Here is a 13,201-nt window from a genome sequence, read left to right on the forward strand (position 1 = left end):
TCATGCGGTGAGTCCCAGGTCGCGCGCGATGATCATCAGCTGCACCTCCGTGGTGCCCTCGCCGACCTCCAGGATCTTCGAGTCCCGGTAGTGCCGGGCCACGGGGTTGGCGTTGAGGAACCCGTACCCGCCGAAGATCTGCGAGGCGTCGCGGGCGTTCGCCATGGCCGCCTCGCCGGAGGTCAGCTTCGCGACCGACGCCTCCGCCTTGAACGGCTTGCCGTGCGTGAGCTTGAGGGCCGCGTCGAGCCAGCACAGCCGTGCCGAGTGCACGCGGGCCTGCATCCGGGCGAGGGTGAAGGCGACGTGCTGGTTGCTCCCGATCGAGTGGCCGAACACCTTGCGCTCGTTCGCGTACCGCAACGCCTCCTCCAGGCAGCCCTGCGCGGCGCCGGTGGCCAGGGCGGCGAAGGCGATCCGCCCCTCGTCGAGCACGCGCAGGAAGTTCGCGTACCCGCGGCCGCGCTCACCGAGGAGGTTCGACGCCGGCACGCGGACACCGTCGAGCGCCAGCGGGTGCGTGTCCGACGTGTGCCATCCGACCTTGTCGTACGGCTCGCCGACCGTCAGCCCTGGGGTGCCCGCGGGCACCAGGATCGAGGAGAGCTCGGGTCGGGCGACGCCGTCGCTGCCGACCCGCTCCCCCGTCACGGCTGTGATGGTGACGACGCTGGTGATCGGGGTCCCGGAGTTGGTGATGAACTGCTTGGTCCCGTCGATGACCCACTCGTCCCCACCCGGACCGGGCTCGAGCCGTGCCCGGGTCTGCGTCGCCCCGGCGTCGGACCCGGCGCCGGCCTCCGTGAGACCGAACGCCGCGAGCGCCCGGCCGGCCACCAGGTCCGGCAGCCAGCGTTCCTTCTGCTCCGGGGTGCCGTGCCGGTAGATCGGCATGATGCCGAGCCCCACTCCCGCCTCGAGGGTCACCGCGATGGACTGGTCGACGCGGGCGAGCGCCTCGACGGCGAGGCACAACGACACGTAGTCCTCGCCCTGCCCGCCGACCTCGCGGGGGAAGGGGAGGCCGAACAGCCCGAGGTCGCCCATCTGCGCGATGATCTCCATCGGCAGCCGGCGCTCGGTGTCGTACTGGTAGGCCGCGGGCGCGACCACCTCGTCGGCGAACTCGCGCACCGTCTGGCTGAGCTTGCGCTGCTCGTCGGTGAGGGCGGTGGCGGCGGTGTCGGGGATCATGACGCTCCTTCGGGTTCGACGACGGCGACCACCTGGTCGAGGCGGACCTGGTCGCCCGGGTGCACCACGACGCGCAGGGTCCCTGCGGCGGGTGCGGGCAGGGGGTGCTCCATCTTCATGGCCTCGACGACGACGACGGCGGCGCCGGCGACGACGGGACCCTCGGCATGGGTGGCGGTGACGGTGCCGGGCATCTGCGCCCGGATCTCGGTGGGTCCGGTCGCGGGGCCGCCTGCCCCGCCGACGGCCGTCCGTCCGCTGCGGCTCAGTGCGCCGCGGGCAGCTCGGTCCAGGACGGTGAAGCGCGTGGTCCGGCCGGCGCGGGCCACCCAGACGGTGTCGCCGACGCGGACGGCGGCCACGGTTTCCACCCGCGAGCTGTCAGAACCTGGTCGAGACATACCCGCGCCACGTTCTGACAGCTCGGTGAGCAACCACCGGTGCGCCGGGCCTCCGGCGGGCCGCAGCCCCGCGCGGACCGGTGCACCGCCGTCGCGCACCACGACGGCGTCGCCGCGGTGGCCGGTCACGGCGAGATCGAGGATGTCCCCGACGGGGTCGCGCAGCGCGACCGGGCGGGGCGCGCGGGGCGCGTTGAGCCGCCACCCGTCGGTGACCCACGGGTCGGCAGCGCCGGGCGGCCGGGCGATGGCGTCGCCCACGGCCAGCAGCGCCGCCGCCACCCATGAGTTGTCAGAACCTGGTGGGCGCATACCCGCGCCACCTTCTGACAGGGCGGTGGTGAACCGGTCCACCAGGCCCGTGTCGAGCTTGCCCGCCCGGACGTCCGGGTCGGCGAGCAGGTCCCGCAGGAACCCGGTGTTGGTCTCCACGCCGAGCACCGCGGTCCGGGCGAGCAGCCCGTCGAGCCGCGCCATGGCCTGGTCGCGGTCGGTGCCGTGGGCGACGGCCTTGGCGAGCATCGGGTCGTAGTCGCCAGACACCTCGTCGCCGCTCGCGACACCGGTGTCCAGCCGGAGCGGGAACGCCGTCGGGCCGGAACCCACGCCGGCGTCGTCGAACACGTCGACGCGGCCCACCGACGGCAGGAACCCGCGCGCCGGCGACTCGGCATACACCCGGGCCTCGACGGCGTGCCCGGTGATCCGCACGTCCCGCTGGGCGAACCACAACGGCTCGCCCGCCGCGACGCGGAGCTGGGCCTCGACCAGGTCCAGGCCCGTGACCATCTCGGTGACGGGGTGCTCCACCTGCAGGCGGGTGTTCATCTCGATGAACGCGAAGTCGTCCGGCGCGTCCGCGGGCACGAGGAACTCCACGGTGCCGACGCCGACGTACCCGACCGACCGGGCGACCTCGCACGCCGCCGCGCCGAGCCGGTCGCGGGTCGCGGCGTCGACCACGGGTGAGGGCGCCTCCTCGACGATCTTCTGGTGGCGGCGCTGCAACGTGCACTCCCTCTCGCCGAGGTGCACGACGGCGCCCCGGGTGTCCGCGAGGACCTGCACCTCGACGTGGCGGGGCCGCTCCACGAGCCGTTCGAGCAGGAGCCCGTCGTCACCGAACGCCGACGTCGCGACCCGCCGTGCGGAGGCCAGCGCCTCCGGCAGCGCGGCCGCTTCCTCCACGACCACCATCCCCTTGCCGCCACCCCCGGCGACGGGCTTGACCAGCAGCGGGAACCCGACGTCTGCCGCGGCGGAGACGAGCTCAGCGTCGTCGAGCCCCGCGTCCAGGGTGCCCGGCAGCACGGGCACGCCCCGGCCGACGACGATGCGCTTGCCCGCGACCTTGTCCGCCATCGCCTCGATCGCGCCGGCCGGCGGGCCGACGAACGTGATCCCCGCCCGCTCGCAGGCGTGGGCGAGCTCCGGGTTCTCCGACAGGAAGCCGTAGCCGGGGTGGATCGCCTCCGCCCCGGTCGCGACGGCGGCCGCCACGACCGCCTCGACGTCCAGGTAGGCGCGCGCCGGCCCGAGCGAGACCGCGACGTCGGCCTCGCGCACGTGCCGGGCACCGGCGTCACTGTCGGTATGGACCGCCACGGCACGGATGCCGAGGCGGCGCAGGGTGCCGATCACCCGGCAGGCGATCTCGCCGCGGTTGGCGACCAGCACGGTCGTGAACATCTCGGTCGGCATCGCCCTCACATCCGGAAGAGCCCGAAGCGCGGGCCCTGGGTCGCCGGGAGCGGGGTTCGGGCGCACACCGCCAGCGCCATGCCGAGCACGCGGCGCGTGTCAGCAGGCTCCACGATGCCGTCGTCCCACAGCCGGGCGGTCGCGTGGTAGGGGTTGCCGGCCGCCTCGTAGGAGTCGCGGATCTCGCGGCGGAACGTCTCCTCGTCCTCGGCGTCCCACTCCTGGCCCCGCGCGTCGGCCTGGTCGCGCTTGACGGTGGCCAGCACGGCCGAGGCCTGCTCGCCGCCCATCACCGACACCCGCGCGCCCGGCCAGGTCCACAGGAAGCGCGGGGAGTAGGCGCGGCCGCACATCGCGTAGTTGCCGGCGCCGAACGACCCACCCACGACGACGGTCAGCTTGGGCACCCGGGCAGTGGCGACGGCGGTGACCATCTTGGCGCCGTCCTTGGCGATCCCGCCGGCCTCGGCGTCCGTTCCCACCATGAACCCGGAGATGTTCTGCAGGAACAGCAGCGGGATGCCGCGCTGGTCGCACAGCTCGATGAAGTGCGCGCCCTTGAGCGCCGACTCGCGCAGGAGGACGCCGTGGTTCGCCAGGATGCCCACGGGGTGGCCGTGCAGGTGCGCGAACCCGCACACCAGCGTCGTGCCGTACTCGGCCTTGAACTCGGTCAGCCGGCTGCCGTCCACGAGGCGCGCGATGACCTCGCGGGGGTCGTAGGGCTGCTGGACGTCGGCGGGCACCACGGCGTCCAGCCCGGCACCGCCGACGCCGGGTGCAGACCCGGCGGGGGCGTCCGGCCCGACGGCGGGGGGTTCCGCCTCGACCACGTCCCACGCGGGCTCCGGGTCGGGCGGGAGGGTCGCGACGACGTCGCGCACGATGTCCAGGGCGTGCTCGTCGTCGTCGGCCAGGTGGTCCACGACGCCGGAGCGCCGCGCGTGCAGCTCTCCCCCACCGAGCTCCTCGGCCGTGACGACCTCCCCGATCGCGGCCTTCACCAGCGGTGGGCCACCGAGGAAGATCGTGCCCTGGTCCCGGACGATGACCGTCTCGTCGCTCATCGCCGGGACGTACGCCCCACCCGCCGTGCACGAGCCCAGCACGGCGGAGATCTGCGGGATACCCTCCGCCGACAGCCGCGCCTGGTGGTAGAAGATCCGCCCGAAGTGGTCCCGGTCGGGGAACACCTCATCCTGGCGCGGCAGGAACGCCCCGCCCGAGTCCACCAGGTAGACGCACGGCAGCCGGTTCTCCAGCGCGATCTCCTGTGCGCGCAGATGCTTCTTGACGGTCAGCGGGTGGTACGTGCCGCCCTTGACCGTCGGGTCGTTGCAGACCACCATCACCTGCCGCCCGCGGACCAGCCCGATGCCTGCCACCACGCCTGCACCGGGCCACTCGCCCACCTCGCCCGGGCCGGCGTCGACGCCGTACGCCGCGAGCGGGGAGATCTCCAGGAACGGGCTGCCGGGGTCGAGCAGCCGGTCGACCCGGTCGCGCGGCAGCAGCTTGCCGCGGCCCACGTGGCGCTCGCGGGCGGCATCCGATCCGCCCCGGGCGGCCGCGGCCGTGCGCTCGCGCAGGGCCGTCGCGAGCGCGCCCTGCGCGTCGGCGTTGGTGCGGGCGGCGTCGCTCGCCGGGTCGACGGCGGAGGTGAGGACGGTCATGCGCCACGCCCCTCGTCGTCGGTCGGTGTGTCGTCGACGCCGTCGTCGGAGCCGCCGAGCAGCAGCGCCAGTCCCGGGTCGGCGAGGACCGCCCCCAGGTCGGCGAGGAACCGCGCGCCCTGCTCACCGTCGACCACCCGATGGTCGAACGTGAGGCTGAGCGTCAGCGTCTGCCGCAGGACGATCTCGCCCGCGTGCTCCCACGGGCGACGCGCGAGCCGCCCGATGCCGAGGATCGCGGACTCCCCGGGGTTGAGCAGCGGCGTGCCCGCGTCGACGCCGAACACGCCCACGTTGGTCAGGGTCAGCGTGCCGCCGGTGAGCCGCTCCGGCCGCGTGCGCCCCGCCCGCGCGGTGGCCGTGAGGTCGCCGAGCGCCCGGGCCAGGCCGACCAGGGAGAGCTCGTCGGCGTGCGGTACGTGCGGGACCACGAGCCCGCGGTCGGTCGCCACGGCGATCCCCAGGTGGACGTGCGCCGGGCGCACGAGCTGCGGACCGTCGTCGGACTCCTCCCAGCGGGTGACGAGTGCCGGGTGGTCGGGCAGCAGCACGCAGACGGCGCGGGCCACCAGGGCGAGCACGGTCAGGCGCGTGCCGGCCGTGCGCGGGTGCTCCCGCAGGCGGGCCAGCAGCTCGGTCAGCGCGGTGACGTCGCAGGTGAGGTGGACCGTCGCCTGCGGGATCGCCGCGCTGGCGACCATCGCCGCGGCGGTGTGCTTGCGCACGCCCCGCACCGGCTCGCGGGTCTCCAGGGGCTCCGGACGGCCGGCGCGTGCGCCCGGTGCACCGTGCGCCGCGGTCTCCACGTCGTCGCGCACGATGCGCCCGTCCGGGCCGGACCCGGTGACCTGCGTGAGGTCGACGCCGAGTCGCCGGGCCATCGCCCGGACCCCTGGGGTGGCGCGGCGGGTCGCGGTGGCGCGGGGTGCCACGCCGTCCGACGGCGGCACTCCGGGCATGGCGACCGGCTTGCGCGGGCGGCGGGTCGGGCGGCCGCGCCGCGCTGCCCGGGCGCCGTAGCCGACCAGGTTGGGCCGGGACTCCTCCGCGGCGGACTCCTCGGGCGACGCCGCGGAGGCGGGCGACGCCGACGAGTCCGCGGACGCCGAGGAAGCCGACATGGCGGGCGAGCCGGTGGACTCCGTCGAGTCCTCTGCCGCTGCGGTCTCCTCGGCGGCTGCGGGCTTCTCCTCGGCCGCGGGCGCGGAGGCGCCGCGGCCTCCGTCCACCCCGTCGAGCTCGAACGTGACCAGCGGCTCGCCGACCTCGACGATCTGCCCCTCCTCGGCGTGCAGCCGCGCGACGACGCCCGCGTACGGCGAGGGGATCTCCACGAGCGCCTTGGCAGTCTCGACCTCGGCGATCACCTGGTTCAGCGTCACCGTGTCGCCCGGACCCACGCGCCACTCGACCACCTCGGACTCGGTCAGTCCCTCACCGAGGTCCGGGAGCAGGAACTCCTGGGTGCTCATGCGGCCACCTCCGTGCCGGTGGAGGCGCCGGTCGAGGCACTCGTGGACGAGACCGTCGGGACGTCGAGCGGCACGCGGCCCAGCACCTGGTCGATGCCGTGGCAGACGCGGTCCAGATCCGGCACATGGTGGCCCTCGAGCTTGGCGGGCGGGTAGGGGACGTCGTGGCCGGTGACCCGCACGGGCGGTGCCTCGAGGTGCTCGAAGCACCGCTCGGTGACCGTCGCGCAGATCTCGGCGCCGACTCCCACCTGGCGGGGGCCCTCGTGGACCACGACGAGCCGCCCGGTCCGGCGCACGGACTCCGTGACGGCGTCGGCGTCCCAGGGCGAGAGCGACCGCAGGTCGATCACCTCGACGGACGCGCCCTCGTCGGCCATCGCCTCGGCGGCGTCGATCGCGGTGGCGACGTGCGATCCCCAGCTCACCACGGTGACGTCGTGCCCCGGGCGGACCACCCGGGCGGCACCCATGGGTGGTGCGTCGGCGAGGTCGACGGCGGGGTCCACCTCGCCCTTGACGTGGTAGAGCCGCTTGGGCTCGAAGAAGACGACCGGGTCGTCGCAGGCGATGGCCTGGCGCAGCACCGTGCTGGCGTCCTGCGGGTTCGACACGGACACCACCCGCAGCCCGGCGGTGTGCACGAAGTACGTCTCCGGCGACTCGCTGTGGTGCTCCGCCGCACCGATGCCGCCGGCCACCGGGATGCGGATGGTGATCGGCATGGGAACCTTGCCGCGGGTGCGAGCGTGCATCTTGGCGACCTGGCTGACGATCTGGTCGAACGCCACGTAGACGAACCCGTCGAACTGGATCTCGACCACCGGGCGGTAGCCGCGGTACGCCATGCCGATGGCGGTGCCGAGGATCCCCGACTCGGCGAGCGGCGTGTCCACCACCCGGCGGGGGCCGAACTCGCGCTGGAGCCCGTCGGTCACGCGGAAGACCCCGCCGAGCGCGCCGATGTCCTCGCCGAGCAGGACGACGTGGTCGTCGTCGGTGAGCGCCTGGCGCAGGCCCGCGTTGAGGCCCTGCGCCAGGGTCATCTGCGTGGTCGAGCCGGTCATCGTCCGCCTCCCTCGGCTGTCTCGAACCCGTCGAGGTACCGGGAGTAGGCGTCCCGCTCGGCCTTGAGCTCGGCGTGCGGCTCGGCGTACACCTTCGCGAAGACGTCCTGCCAGGACGGGTCCGCGATGGTGGTGACCCCGGCGCGCAGCTCGCCCGCGACGGCATCGGCGGCCGCTTGGACGCGAGCCTCGCCGTCGTCGTCGAGGGCGTCCTCGGCACGCAGGTGGGCGGCGATCCGGTCGATCGGGTCCCGGGCCTCCCAGTGCTCGATCTCGGCGGACGTGCGGTAGCGGGTGGGGTCGTCGGCGGTGGTGTGGGGCCCGCGGCGGTACGTGACGGCCTCGATGAAGGTCGGTCCACCGCCGGTGCGCGCGCGGTGGAGCGCCTCGCGCGTCACGGCGAGCACGGCCAGCACGTCGTTGCCGTCCACCCGGACACCCGGCATGCCGTAGCCGCGGGCGCGCTCCACCAGGGGCACCTTGGACTGCAGGGACACGGGCTCGGAGATCGCCCACTGGTTGTTCTGGCAGAAGAACACCACCGGCGCGGTCCAGGTCGAGGCGAACGTGAACGCCTCGGCCACGTCGCCCTGGCTCGTGGCGCCGTCGCCGAAGTAGGAGATGACGGCCTCGGTCGGCGGCGCCCCGGCGGTGGCACCGGAGCCGGGCGCCTCGCCCCGCTCGTCGGTCTCCTGGTCGGCGAGGATCCCGACGGCGTAGCCGACGGCGTGCAGGGCCTGCGCACCGATGATCACCTGCATGGGCGCCATCCGGGCCTCGTGCGGGTCCCATCCGGCGCCGGTCACGCCGCGCCACACGCGCAGCAGGTCCGCGCCGGCGATGCCGCGCACGTGGGCGACGCCGTGCTCGCGGTAGCTGGAGAACACGAAGTCGTCGGTCTCGAGCGCCCGGGCGGACCCGATCTGGGCGGCCTCCTGGCCGAGCAGCGGTGGCCACAGGGCCAGCTGCCCCTGGCGCTGCAGGGCGGTGGCCTCCGTGTCGATGCGGCGCACGACGACCATGTCCTCGTACAGGTCCCGCAGAGCGGCGTGGTCGACGTCCTCGACCCAGCGGTCGTACGTGGCATCCGGTCGGCGGGTCCCGTCGGCGTCGATCAGCCGGACGGTCCCGTCGCCGGGGTCGACGCCCTCGGGCGCCGGAGCCGGGTGGGCAGGCGCGGGCGCATGGTCCCGCGCGCCGCCGTGGGCGCTGTCCACCGAGGATTCGTGGCCCGCTCGTGACAGGCGCCGCGTCCTCGGATCCGTGGTGCTGGGCATGGGTGGCCTCACCTCGCATCGGAGCCGGCGCTCCTCGTCGAGCGCCGATGTGGCGAACGTAACGCTGCGGGTCACACCGCACCACCGCCGTCGGCGCGACGGAGCATCATGCTCGGCCTCGCGATGCCCGGACGAGCAGAGTGCTCGACCCGGTGCACGCCGTGAGGGCCCGCTGTCGTTCGGCAGTTCCGGTCGCGTTCGGCAGCTTGAACTGCCGAACGCGACCGGAACTGCCGAACGAATCGGGCGCGTCGGCGGATAGGCTGAGCGGGTGCACAGCATCGACGCCGTGGACCTCGCACTGCTGAGGGCCCTCTCGCAGGATCCGCGCGCGACGACCGTCGCCCTGGCCCAGCGGCTCGGCATCTCGCGCAACACCGTGGCCGCCCGCCTCACCCGCCTGGAGCAGGCCGGCGCGTTCCGCGAGTTCGACCGCTGCATCGACCCGGCCGTGCTCGGGCACCCGTTGACCGCCTTCATCGAGGTGACCGTGCACCAGCAGGAGCTCGCCCGGATCGTCACCGAGCTCGCCGAGATCCCCGAGGTCGTCCAGGCCTACGGCCACAGCGGCGCTGCGGACCTGCGCGTGCACGTCGTGTGCCGCGACACCGACCACCTGTTCCGCATCGACGCCGCGATCCTGCGCATCGACGGCGTGCAGCGCACCGAGACGGCCCTGTCGATGGGCGAGCTGGTGCCCTACCGGATCCAGCCGCTGGTGGAGAAGCTCCGCCGCGGGCTCTGACGGCCTCCGGGCGAACCCTGAGACCGCGTCCACCCGCAGGTGGACACCTCCGCGGACGGATCCCACCCAGGTCCGACGACGCCGCGGCCACCCGCGAGGCACGGTGGACACATGACCACCTCACTGCTGCAGGCCCGCGCGCTGGAGATGCGCTACCCGGGCGGCACCGCACCGGCCCTGGCGGACGTCGACCTGGACGTCGCTCCGGGCGAGTCCGTGGCGATCATGGGCGCGTCCGGCTCCGGCAAGACGACCCTGCTGCACTGCCTCGCCGGCATCCTGCGGCCCACCGCCGGGACCGTCACCCTGGCCGCGGCGACCGGTCCGGTCGACGTCACCGCCCTGGACGACGACGGTCGCGCTCGCCTGCGCCGCGAGCAGCTGGGCTTCGTGTTCCAGCAGGGCCTCCTGCTCCACGAGCTTACGGCGCTCGAGAACGTCGCCGTGGCGCGCATGCTCGCCGGGGCCCCGCGCGCCCAGGCGGAGGGTGAGGCCGCGCAGTGGCTCGCGCACCTGGGTCTGGCCGGGTTGGAGCAGCGCCGGCTCGGCGAGCTCTCGGGCGGGCAGGCCCAGCGCGTCGCCATCGCCCGCGCGCAGGTCACCGGGGCACGGCTCCTCTTCGCCGACGAGCCGACGGGCGCGCTCGACTCGACCACGTCCACCGAGGTGCTGGACGTCCTGCTGTCCGCGGTGCAGGCCGGCCGCACCCTCGTCGTCGTCACCCACGACGTCGACGTCGCCCGCCGCTGCGCCCGCACCGTCACCCTGCGTGACGGCCGCGTGGTCTCCGACACCGCCGTGGCCACGCAGGAGGCGACGCGATGAGCTCGGTGCGCACCGCGCTGCAGATCGCGCCGCTGTTCGCCCGCCGGCGCGACGGCGACCGCCTCGCCGCCGCCCTGCCCGTGGTCGCCTTCACCGTGGTCACGGCGCTGGTCGCGCTGGTGGCCGGTGGCGCGCAGTCCTTCTACGGCGGCGCCGACGAGCTGGCCCCCACCTACGCGTCCCTGGCGACGATCGCCCTGGCGCTGCTGATCGTGCCCTTGGCCACGGTCGGGGCGTCGGCGGCACGGTTGGCTGCCCGACGGCGGGACGAGCGTCTCGCCTCCCTGCGCCTGCTGGGAGCCACACGCGGGACCGTCACCGCCCTGACGGTGCTCGAGGCGGCGGCGTCGGCCCTGGTCGGTGCGGTGGCCGGGATCCTCGTCTACGCCGCCACAGCTCCGCTCGTGGGACTGCTGTCGTTCCGGGGCACCCCGCTCGGCGTCGACATGTGGCTGCCCTGGTACGCCCTGCCGCTCATCGTGCTCGCCGTGACCCTGCTGGCCGCCGCGAGCGCCGTCGTCGGGCTGCGCGCCGTCGTCGTCACACCGCTCGGGGTGCGTACCCGGCAGCGTGCCGGACGGGTGCACCGCGGTCGCATCCTGCTCGCGGGGTGCGTCGTGCTGCTCGGCATCCTGGCGACGCAGAGCCTCAGCCTGTTCGGGCAGGTCGGCGGCATCGTGGCGATGGTCGCCGCGCTGGCCGCGGCGTTCGCCGCCATGCTCCTCGCGCTCGACTTCGCGGGACCGTGGGTGGTCCAGCTCCGCGCGCGTCGCCAGGCGAGGAAGGCGCAGACGGTGCCCCGGCTGCTCGCCGCGCGGATGGTCCTGGACGACCCGAAAGCCGCGTGGCGTCAGGTCAGCGGGATGGCGATGACCAGCTTCGTCGGGGTGTTCGGCGCGGTCGGCCTGGCCATCTCGGCACAGACCGCCTCCACGGGGATGGACGCGTCCGAGCAGTGGTTGCTCCGGGACATCTCGACCGGCGTGCTGGTCACCGTGGCGGCGTCGTTCCTCATGGTGGCGTGCTCGGTCGGGATCAACCAGGCTGCGGCGACCTTGGACCGCGCCCCCGTGCACGTGGCGCTGGACCGCCTGGGCGTGCCGCGCCCCGTGATGGCGGAGGCCTCCCGGCGCGCGGTGATGTCGGCGCTGTGGCTGGTGGCCGGCGGGTCCGCGTTGTGCGCCGCGGTCCTGCTGGCGCCCCTGGTGGGGATGGCGGTGTTCATGCAGCCGATCGCGGTGGCGACGTCCCTCGCGGTGTTCGCCGCCGGCTTCGCGCTGGTGCGAGGCGCCGCGGGACTCAGCGCACGACTGGTGCCCGCGATCCTCGCGCGCCCGGAGCGGGTGCTGTAGCCGGGCGATGTCAGGCGAGCTCGACCACCAGGTCTGCGGCACCCCGCGTCGCCGCGACGAGCTCCGCGTTCACCTGGTCCGAGCCGCGCGCCCAGCGCCGCGCCTCCTCGGCGCTCTTGCCGAACGCGCGGTGCCGGGCCTCGAGACGGGCCAGGCGGACGTCGTCGGGCACCTCGACGTACCAGACCTCGGCCATGCGGGCCCTTGCGGCGGGCCACGCACCCGACGAGGCGAGCAGGTAGTTCCCCTCTGTGATCACCAGCGGCACGTCGGCGCGCACCTCGACCCCGGCCGCGACCGGCTCCTCGATCTCGCGCCGGAACACGGGCGCGTACACCGGTGGGGCACCGGGACGCGCGTCGGCGAGGCGCGCGACCAGCGCGGCGTACCCGGCGTCGTCGAAGGTGTCGATCGCGCCCTTGCGGCCGGTGCTGCCGAGCGCGGCCAGGACCGCGTTCGACAGGTGGAACCCGTCCATCCCGACACCCACGGCCCGCTCCGGCCCGAGCGTCGCGACCAGCTCGCCCGCCAGCGTCGACTTGCCCGAGCCGGGCGCCCCGACGATCCCCAGGACGGTCCGCCGGCCCGGCACGGCCAGACCGCGGGCGCGATCGACGAGCTCCGCCGTCGTGCTCACCGGGGCACCTGCGCGAGCCAGGCGCGCGGGCCCACGTGCTGCACCCGGGTGGTCGCCACGCGAGCGGCCGTGGTGCACGCCTCCGGCAGCGGCGAGCCCTCGGCGAGCGCCGCGGCCAGCGCGCCGTGGAACGCGTCGCCCGCACCGAGCGTGTCGCGCACCTCGACCTCCGGGACGTCGACCGTGCCGGAGCCGGACTGGTCGAACCACTCGACCGGACCGCCACCGTGGGTGACCACGACGGCTCCCGCACCGAGCGCCCGCGCGCCCGCCGCGCCGTCGTCGTGCCCGGGGACGGTGAAGTCCGCGGACAGCGCGGCGACGTCGGCGGCAGGCAGGAGGTCCTCGAAGACCGGTCGCCACCGCCCGGCGTCCAGCACCACCGGCGGGCGCCGGGTGCTGCCGTCAAGATGCTCGACGACCGCGCGCGCGATCGCCGGGTGGTGCCCGTCGAGCAGGACGACGTCGGGCGTGGGGAGCTGCGGCAGGTTCACCGGCGCCGTGGCGTCGGCGAGCGCCGCGTCGGCGGAGACGACGGACCGCTCCCCCGTGGCATCGTCGACGAGCACCGCCGAGACGGCGAGCGGGAAGGCCTGGCCGCCGACGACGTCGTGCACCTCCACGCCGTGCGCCGCCAGGTCGCCGCGGGCGGCCATCGCGACCGGGCCGTCGCCCAGCGCGGTGACCAGCACGGCCCGCATCCCCAGCGCGGCGGCGGCCACGGCGGCGTTGGCGGCGGGACCACCCGCCGCGACGTCCTGACGGGAGGCGGTCACCTTCTCGTCGCGGCCCGGCCGTCCGGCCGCCCGGTGCACGACGTCGAGCGTCGTCAGGCCCACGAACCAGCAGGTCTTCAT

The 13,201-nt window shown here is 74.8% G+C and carries 11 protein-coding genes; 3 read left to right on the forward strand and 8 right to left on the reverse strand.

Annotated elements, in window-relative coordinates; genetic code table 11:
* Genes AC3RJ8_RS14445 through pdhA form a run of 6 tightly spaced genes read right to left on the reverse strand, consistent with a single transcriptional unit; the run spans position 1 to position 8,785 of the window.
* Complete coding sequence (locus AC3RJ8_RS14445; protein WP_489713256.1) at positions 1 to 1,194, reverse strand: acyl-CoA dehydrogenase family protein; 1,194 nt, start codon at positions 1,192 to 1,194, stop codon at positions 1 to 3.
* Complete coding sequence (locus AC3RJ8_RS14450) at positions 1,191 to 3,296, reverse strand: ATP-binding protein (protein ID WP_489713257.1); 2,106 nt, start codon at positions 3,294 to 3,296, stop codon at positions 1,191 to 1,193. The genes AC3RJ8_RS14445 and AC3RJ8_RS14450 overlap by 4 nt, the downstream gene beginning before the upstream one ends.
* A 5-nt stretch (positions 3,297 to 3,301) precedes the next feature.
* Complete coding sequence (locus AC3RJ8_RS14455; protein ID WP_489713258.1) at positions 3,302 to 4,969, reverse strand: carboxyl transferase domain-containing protein; 1,668 nt, start codon at positions 4,967 to 4,969, stop codon at positions 3,302 to 3,304.
* Complete coding sequence (locus AC3RJ8_RS14460; RefSeq protein WP_489713259.1) at positions 4,966 to 6,441, reverse strand: dihydrolipoamide acetyltransferase family protein; 1,476 nt, start codon at positions 6,439 to 6,441, stop codon at positions 4,966 to 4,968. Before AC3RJ8_RS14460 ends, AC3RJ8_RS14455 begins: the two co-directional genes overlap by 4 nt.
* Positions 6,438 to 7,508 (reverse strand): alpha-ketoacid dehydrogenase subunit beta, encoded by a 1,071-nt coding sequence (locus AC3RJ8_RS14465; protein WP_489713260.1) that lies wholly within the window; start codon positions 7,506 to 7,508, stop codon positions 6,438 to 6,440. Before AC3RJ8_RS14465 ends, AC3RJ8_RS14460 begins: the two co-directional genes overlap by 4 nt.
* A complete protein-coding gene (gene pdhA, locus AC3RJ8_RS14470) occupies positions 7,505 to 8,785 on the reverse strand; it encodes a pyruvate dehydrogenase (acetyl-transferring) E1 component subunit alpha (protein WP_489713261.1) in 1,281 nt (426 codons plus the stop codon). The genes AC3RJ8_RS14465 and pdhA overlap by 4 nt, the downstream gene beginning before the upstream one ends.
* A gap of 271 nt (positions 8,786 to 9,056) precedes the next feature.
* On the opposite strand from pdhA, the gene AC3RJ8_RS14475 reads away from it, so the two are divergent.
* The 3 genes from AC3RJ8_RS14475 to AC3RJ8_RS14485 all read left to right on the forward strand — a co-directional run bounded on the left by AC3RJ8_RS14475 (position 9,057) and on the right by AC3RJ8_RS14485 (position 11,707).
* A complete protein-coding gene (locus AC3RJ8_RS14475; protein WP_489713262.1) occupies positions 9,057 to 9,530 on the forward strand; it encodes an Lrp/AsnC family transcriptional regulator in 474 nt (157 codons plus the stop codon).
* Positions 9,531 to 9,641: 111 nt separating this feature from the next.
* Positions 9,642 to 10,355 (forward strand): ABC transporter ATP-binding protein, encoded by a 714-nt coding sequence (locus AC3RJ8_RS14480; protein ID WP_489713263.1) that lies wholly within the window; start codon positions 9,642 to 9,644, stop codon positions 10,353 to 10,355.
* Entirely contained in the window at positions 10,352 to 11,707 is a 1,356-nt protein-coding gene (locus tag AC3RJ8_RS14485) for an FtsX-like permease family protein (protein ID WP_489713264.1), read from the forward strand. Before AC3RJ8_RS14480 ends, AC3RJ8_RS14485 begins: the two co-directional genes overlap by 4 nt.
* Before the next feature lie 10 nt (positions 11,708 to 11,717).
* Here the strand turns inward: AC3RJ8_RS14485 and AC3RJ8_RS14490 are convergent, their stop codons facing one another.
* Together AC3RJ8_RS14490 and AC3RJ8_RS14495 are read right to left on the reverse strand one after the other, a co-directional pair.
* On the reverse strand, positions 11,718 to 12,344 hold the full coding sequence (locus AC3RJ8_RS14490; protein WP_489713265.1) for a nucleoside/nucleotide kinase family protein: 627 nt from the start codon (positions 12,342 to 12,344) through the stop codon (positions 11,718 to 11,720).
* Complete coding sequence (locus tag AC3RJ8_RS14495) at positions 12,341 to 13,201, reverse strand: PfkB family carbohydrate kinase (protein WP_489713266.1); 861 nt, start codon at positions 13,199 to 13,201, stop codon at positions 12,341 to 12,343. The genes AC3RJ8_RS14490 and AC3RJ8_RS14495 overlap by 4 nt, the downstream gene beginning before the upstream one ends.

Source organism: Isoptericola sp. MSGPD8_1_ISO-PGPR-S23-394 (assembly GCF_058072785.1).

Coding starts and splice junctions, on each gene's coding strand:
- AC3RJ8_RS14485 (WP_489713264.1), top strand. CDS start 10,352: ATGAGCTCGGTGCGCACCGCGCTGCAGATCGCGCCGCTGTTCGCCCGC.
- pdhA (WP_489713261.1), bottom strand. CDS start 8,785: ATGCCCAGCACCACGGATCCGAGGACGCGGCGCCTGTCACGAGCGGGC.
- AC3RJ8_RS14445 (WP_489713256.1), bottom strand. CDS start 1,194: ATGATCCCCGACACCGCCGCCACCGCCCTCACCGACGAGCAGCGCAAG.
- AC3RJ8_RS14480 (WP_489713263.1), top strand. CDS start 9,642: ATGACCACCTCACTGCTGCAGGCCCGCGCGCTGGAGATGCGCTACCCG.
- AC3RJ8_RS14460 (WP_489713259.1), bottom strand. CDS start 6,441: ATGAGCACCCAGGAGTTCCTGCTCCCGGACCTCGGTGAGGGACTGACC.
- AC3RJ8_RS14495 (WP_489713266.1), bottom strand. CDS start 13,201: ATGAAGACCTGCTGGTTCGTGGGCCTGACGACGCTCGACGTCGTGCAC.
- AC3RJ8_RS14465 (WP_489713260.1), bottom strand. CDS start 7,508: ATGACCGGCTCGACCACGCAGATGACCCTGGCGCAGGGCCTCAACGCG.
- AC3RJ8_RS14455 (WP_489713258.1), bottom strand. CDS start 4,969: ATGACCGTCCTCACCTCCGCCGTCGACCCGGCGAGCGACGCCGCCCGC.
- AC3RJ8_RS14450 (WP_489713257.1), bottom strand. CDS start 3,296: ATGCCGACCGAGATGTTCACGACCGTGCTGGTCGCCAACCGCGGCGAG.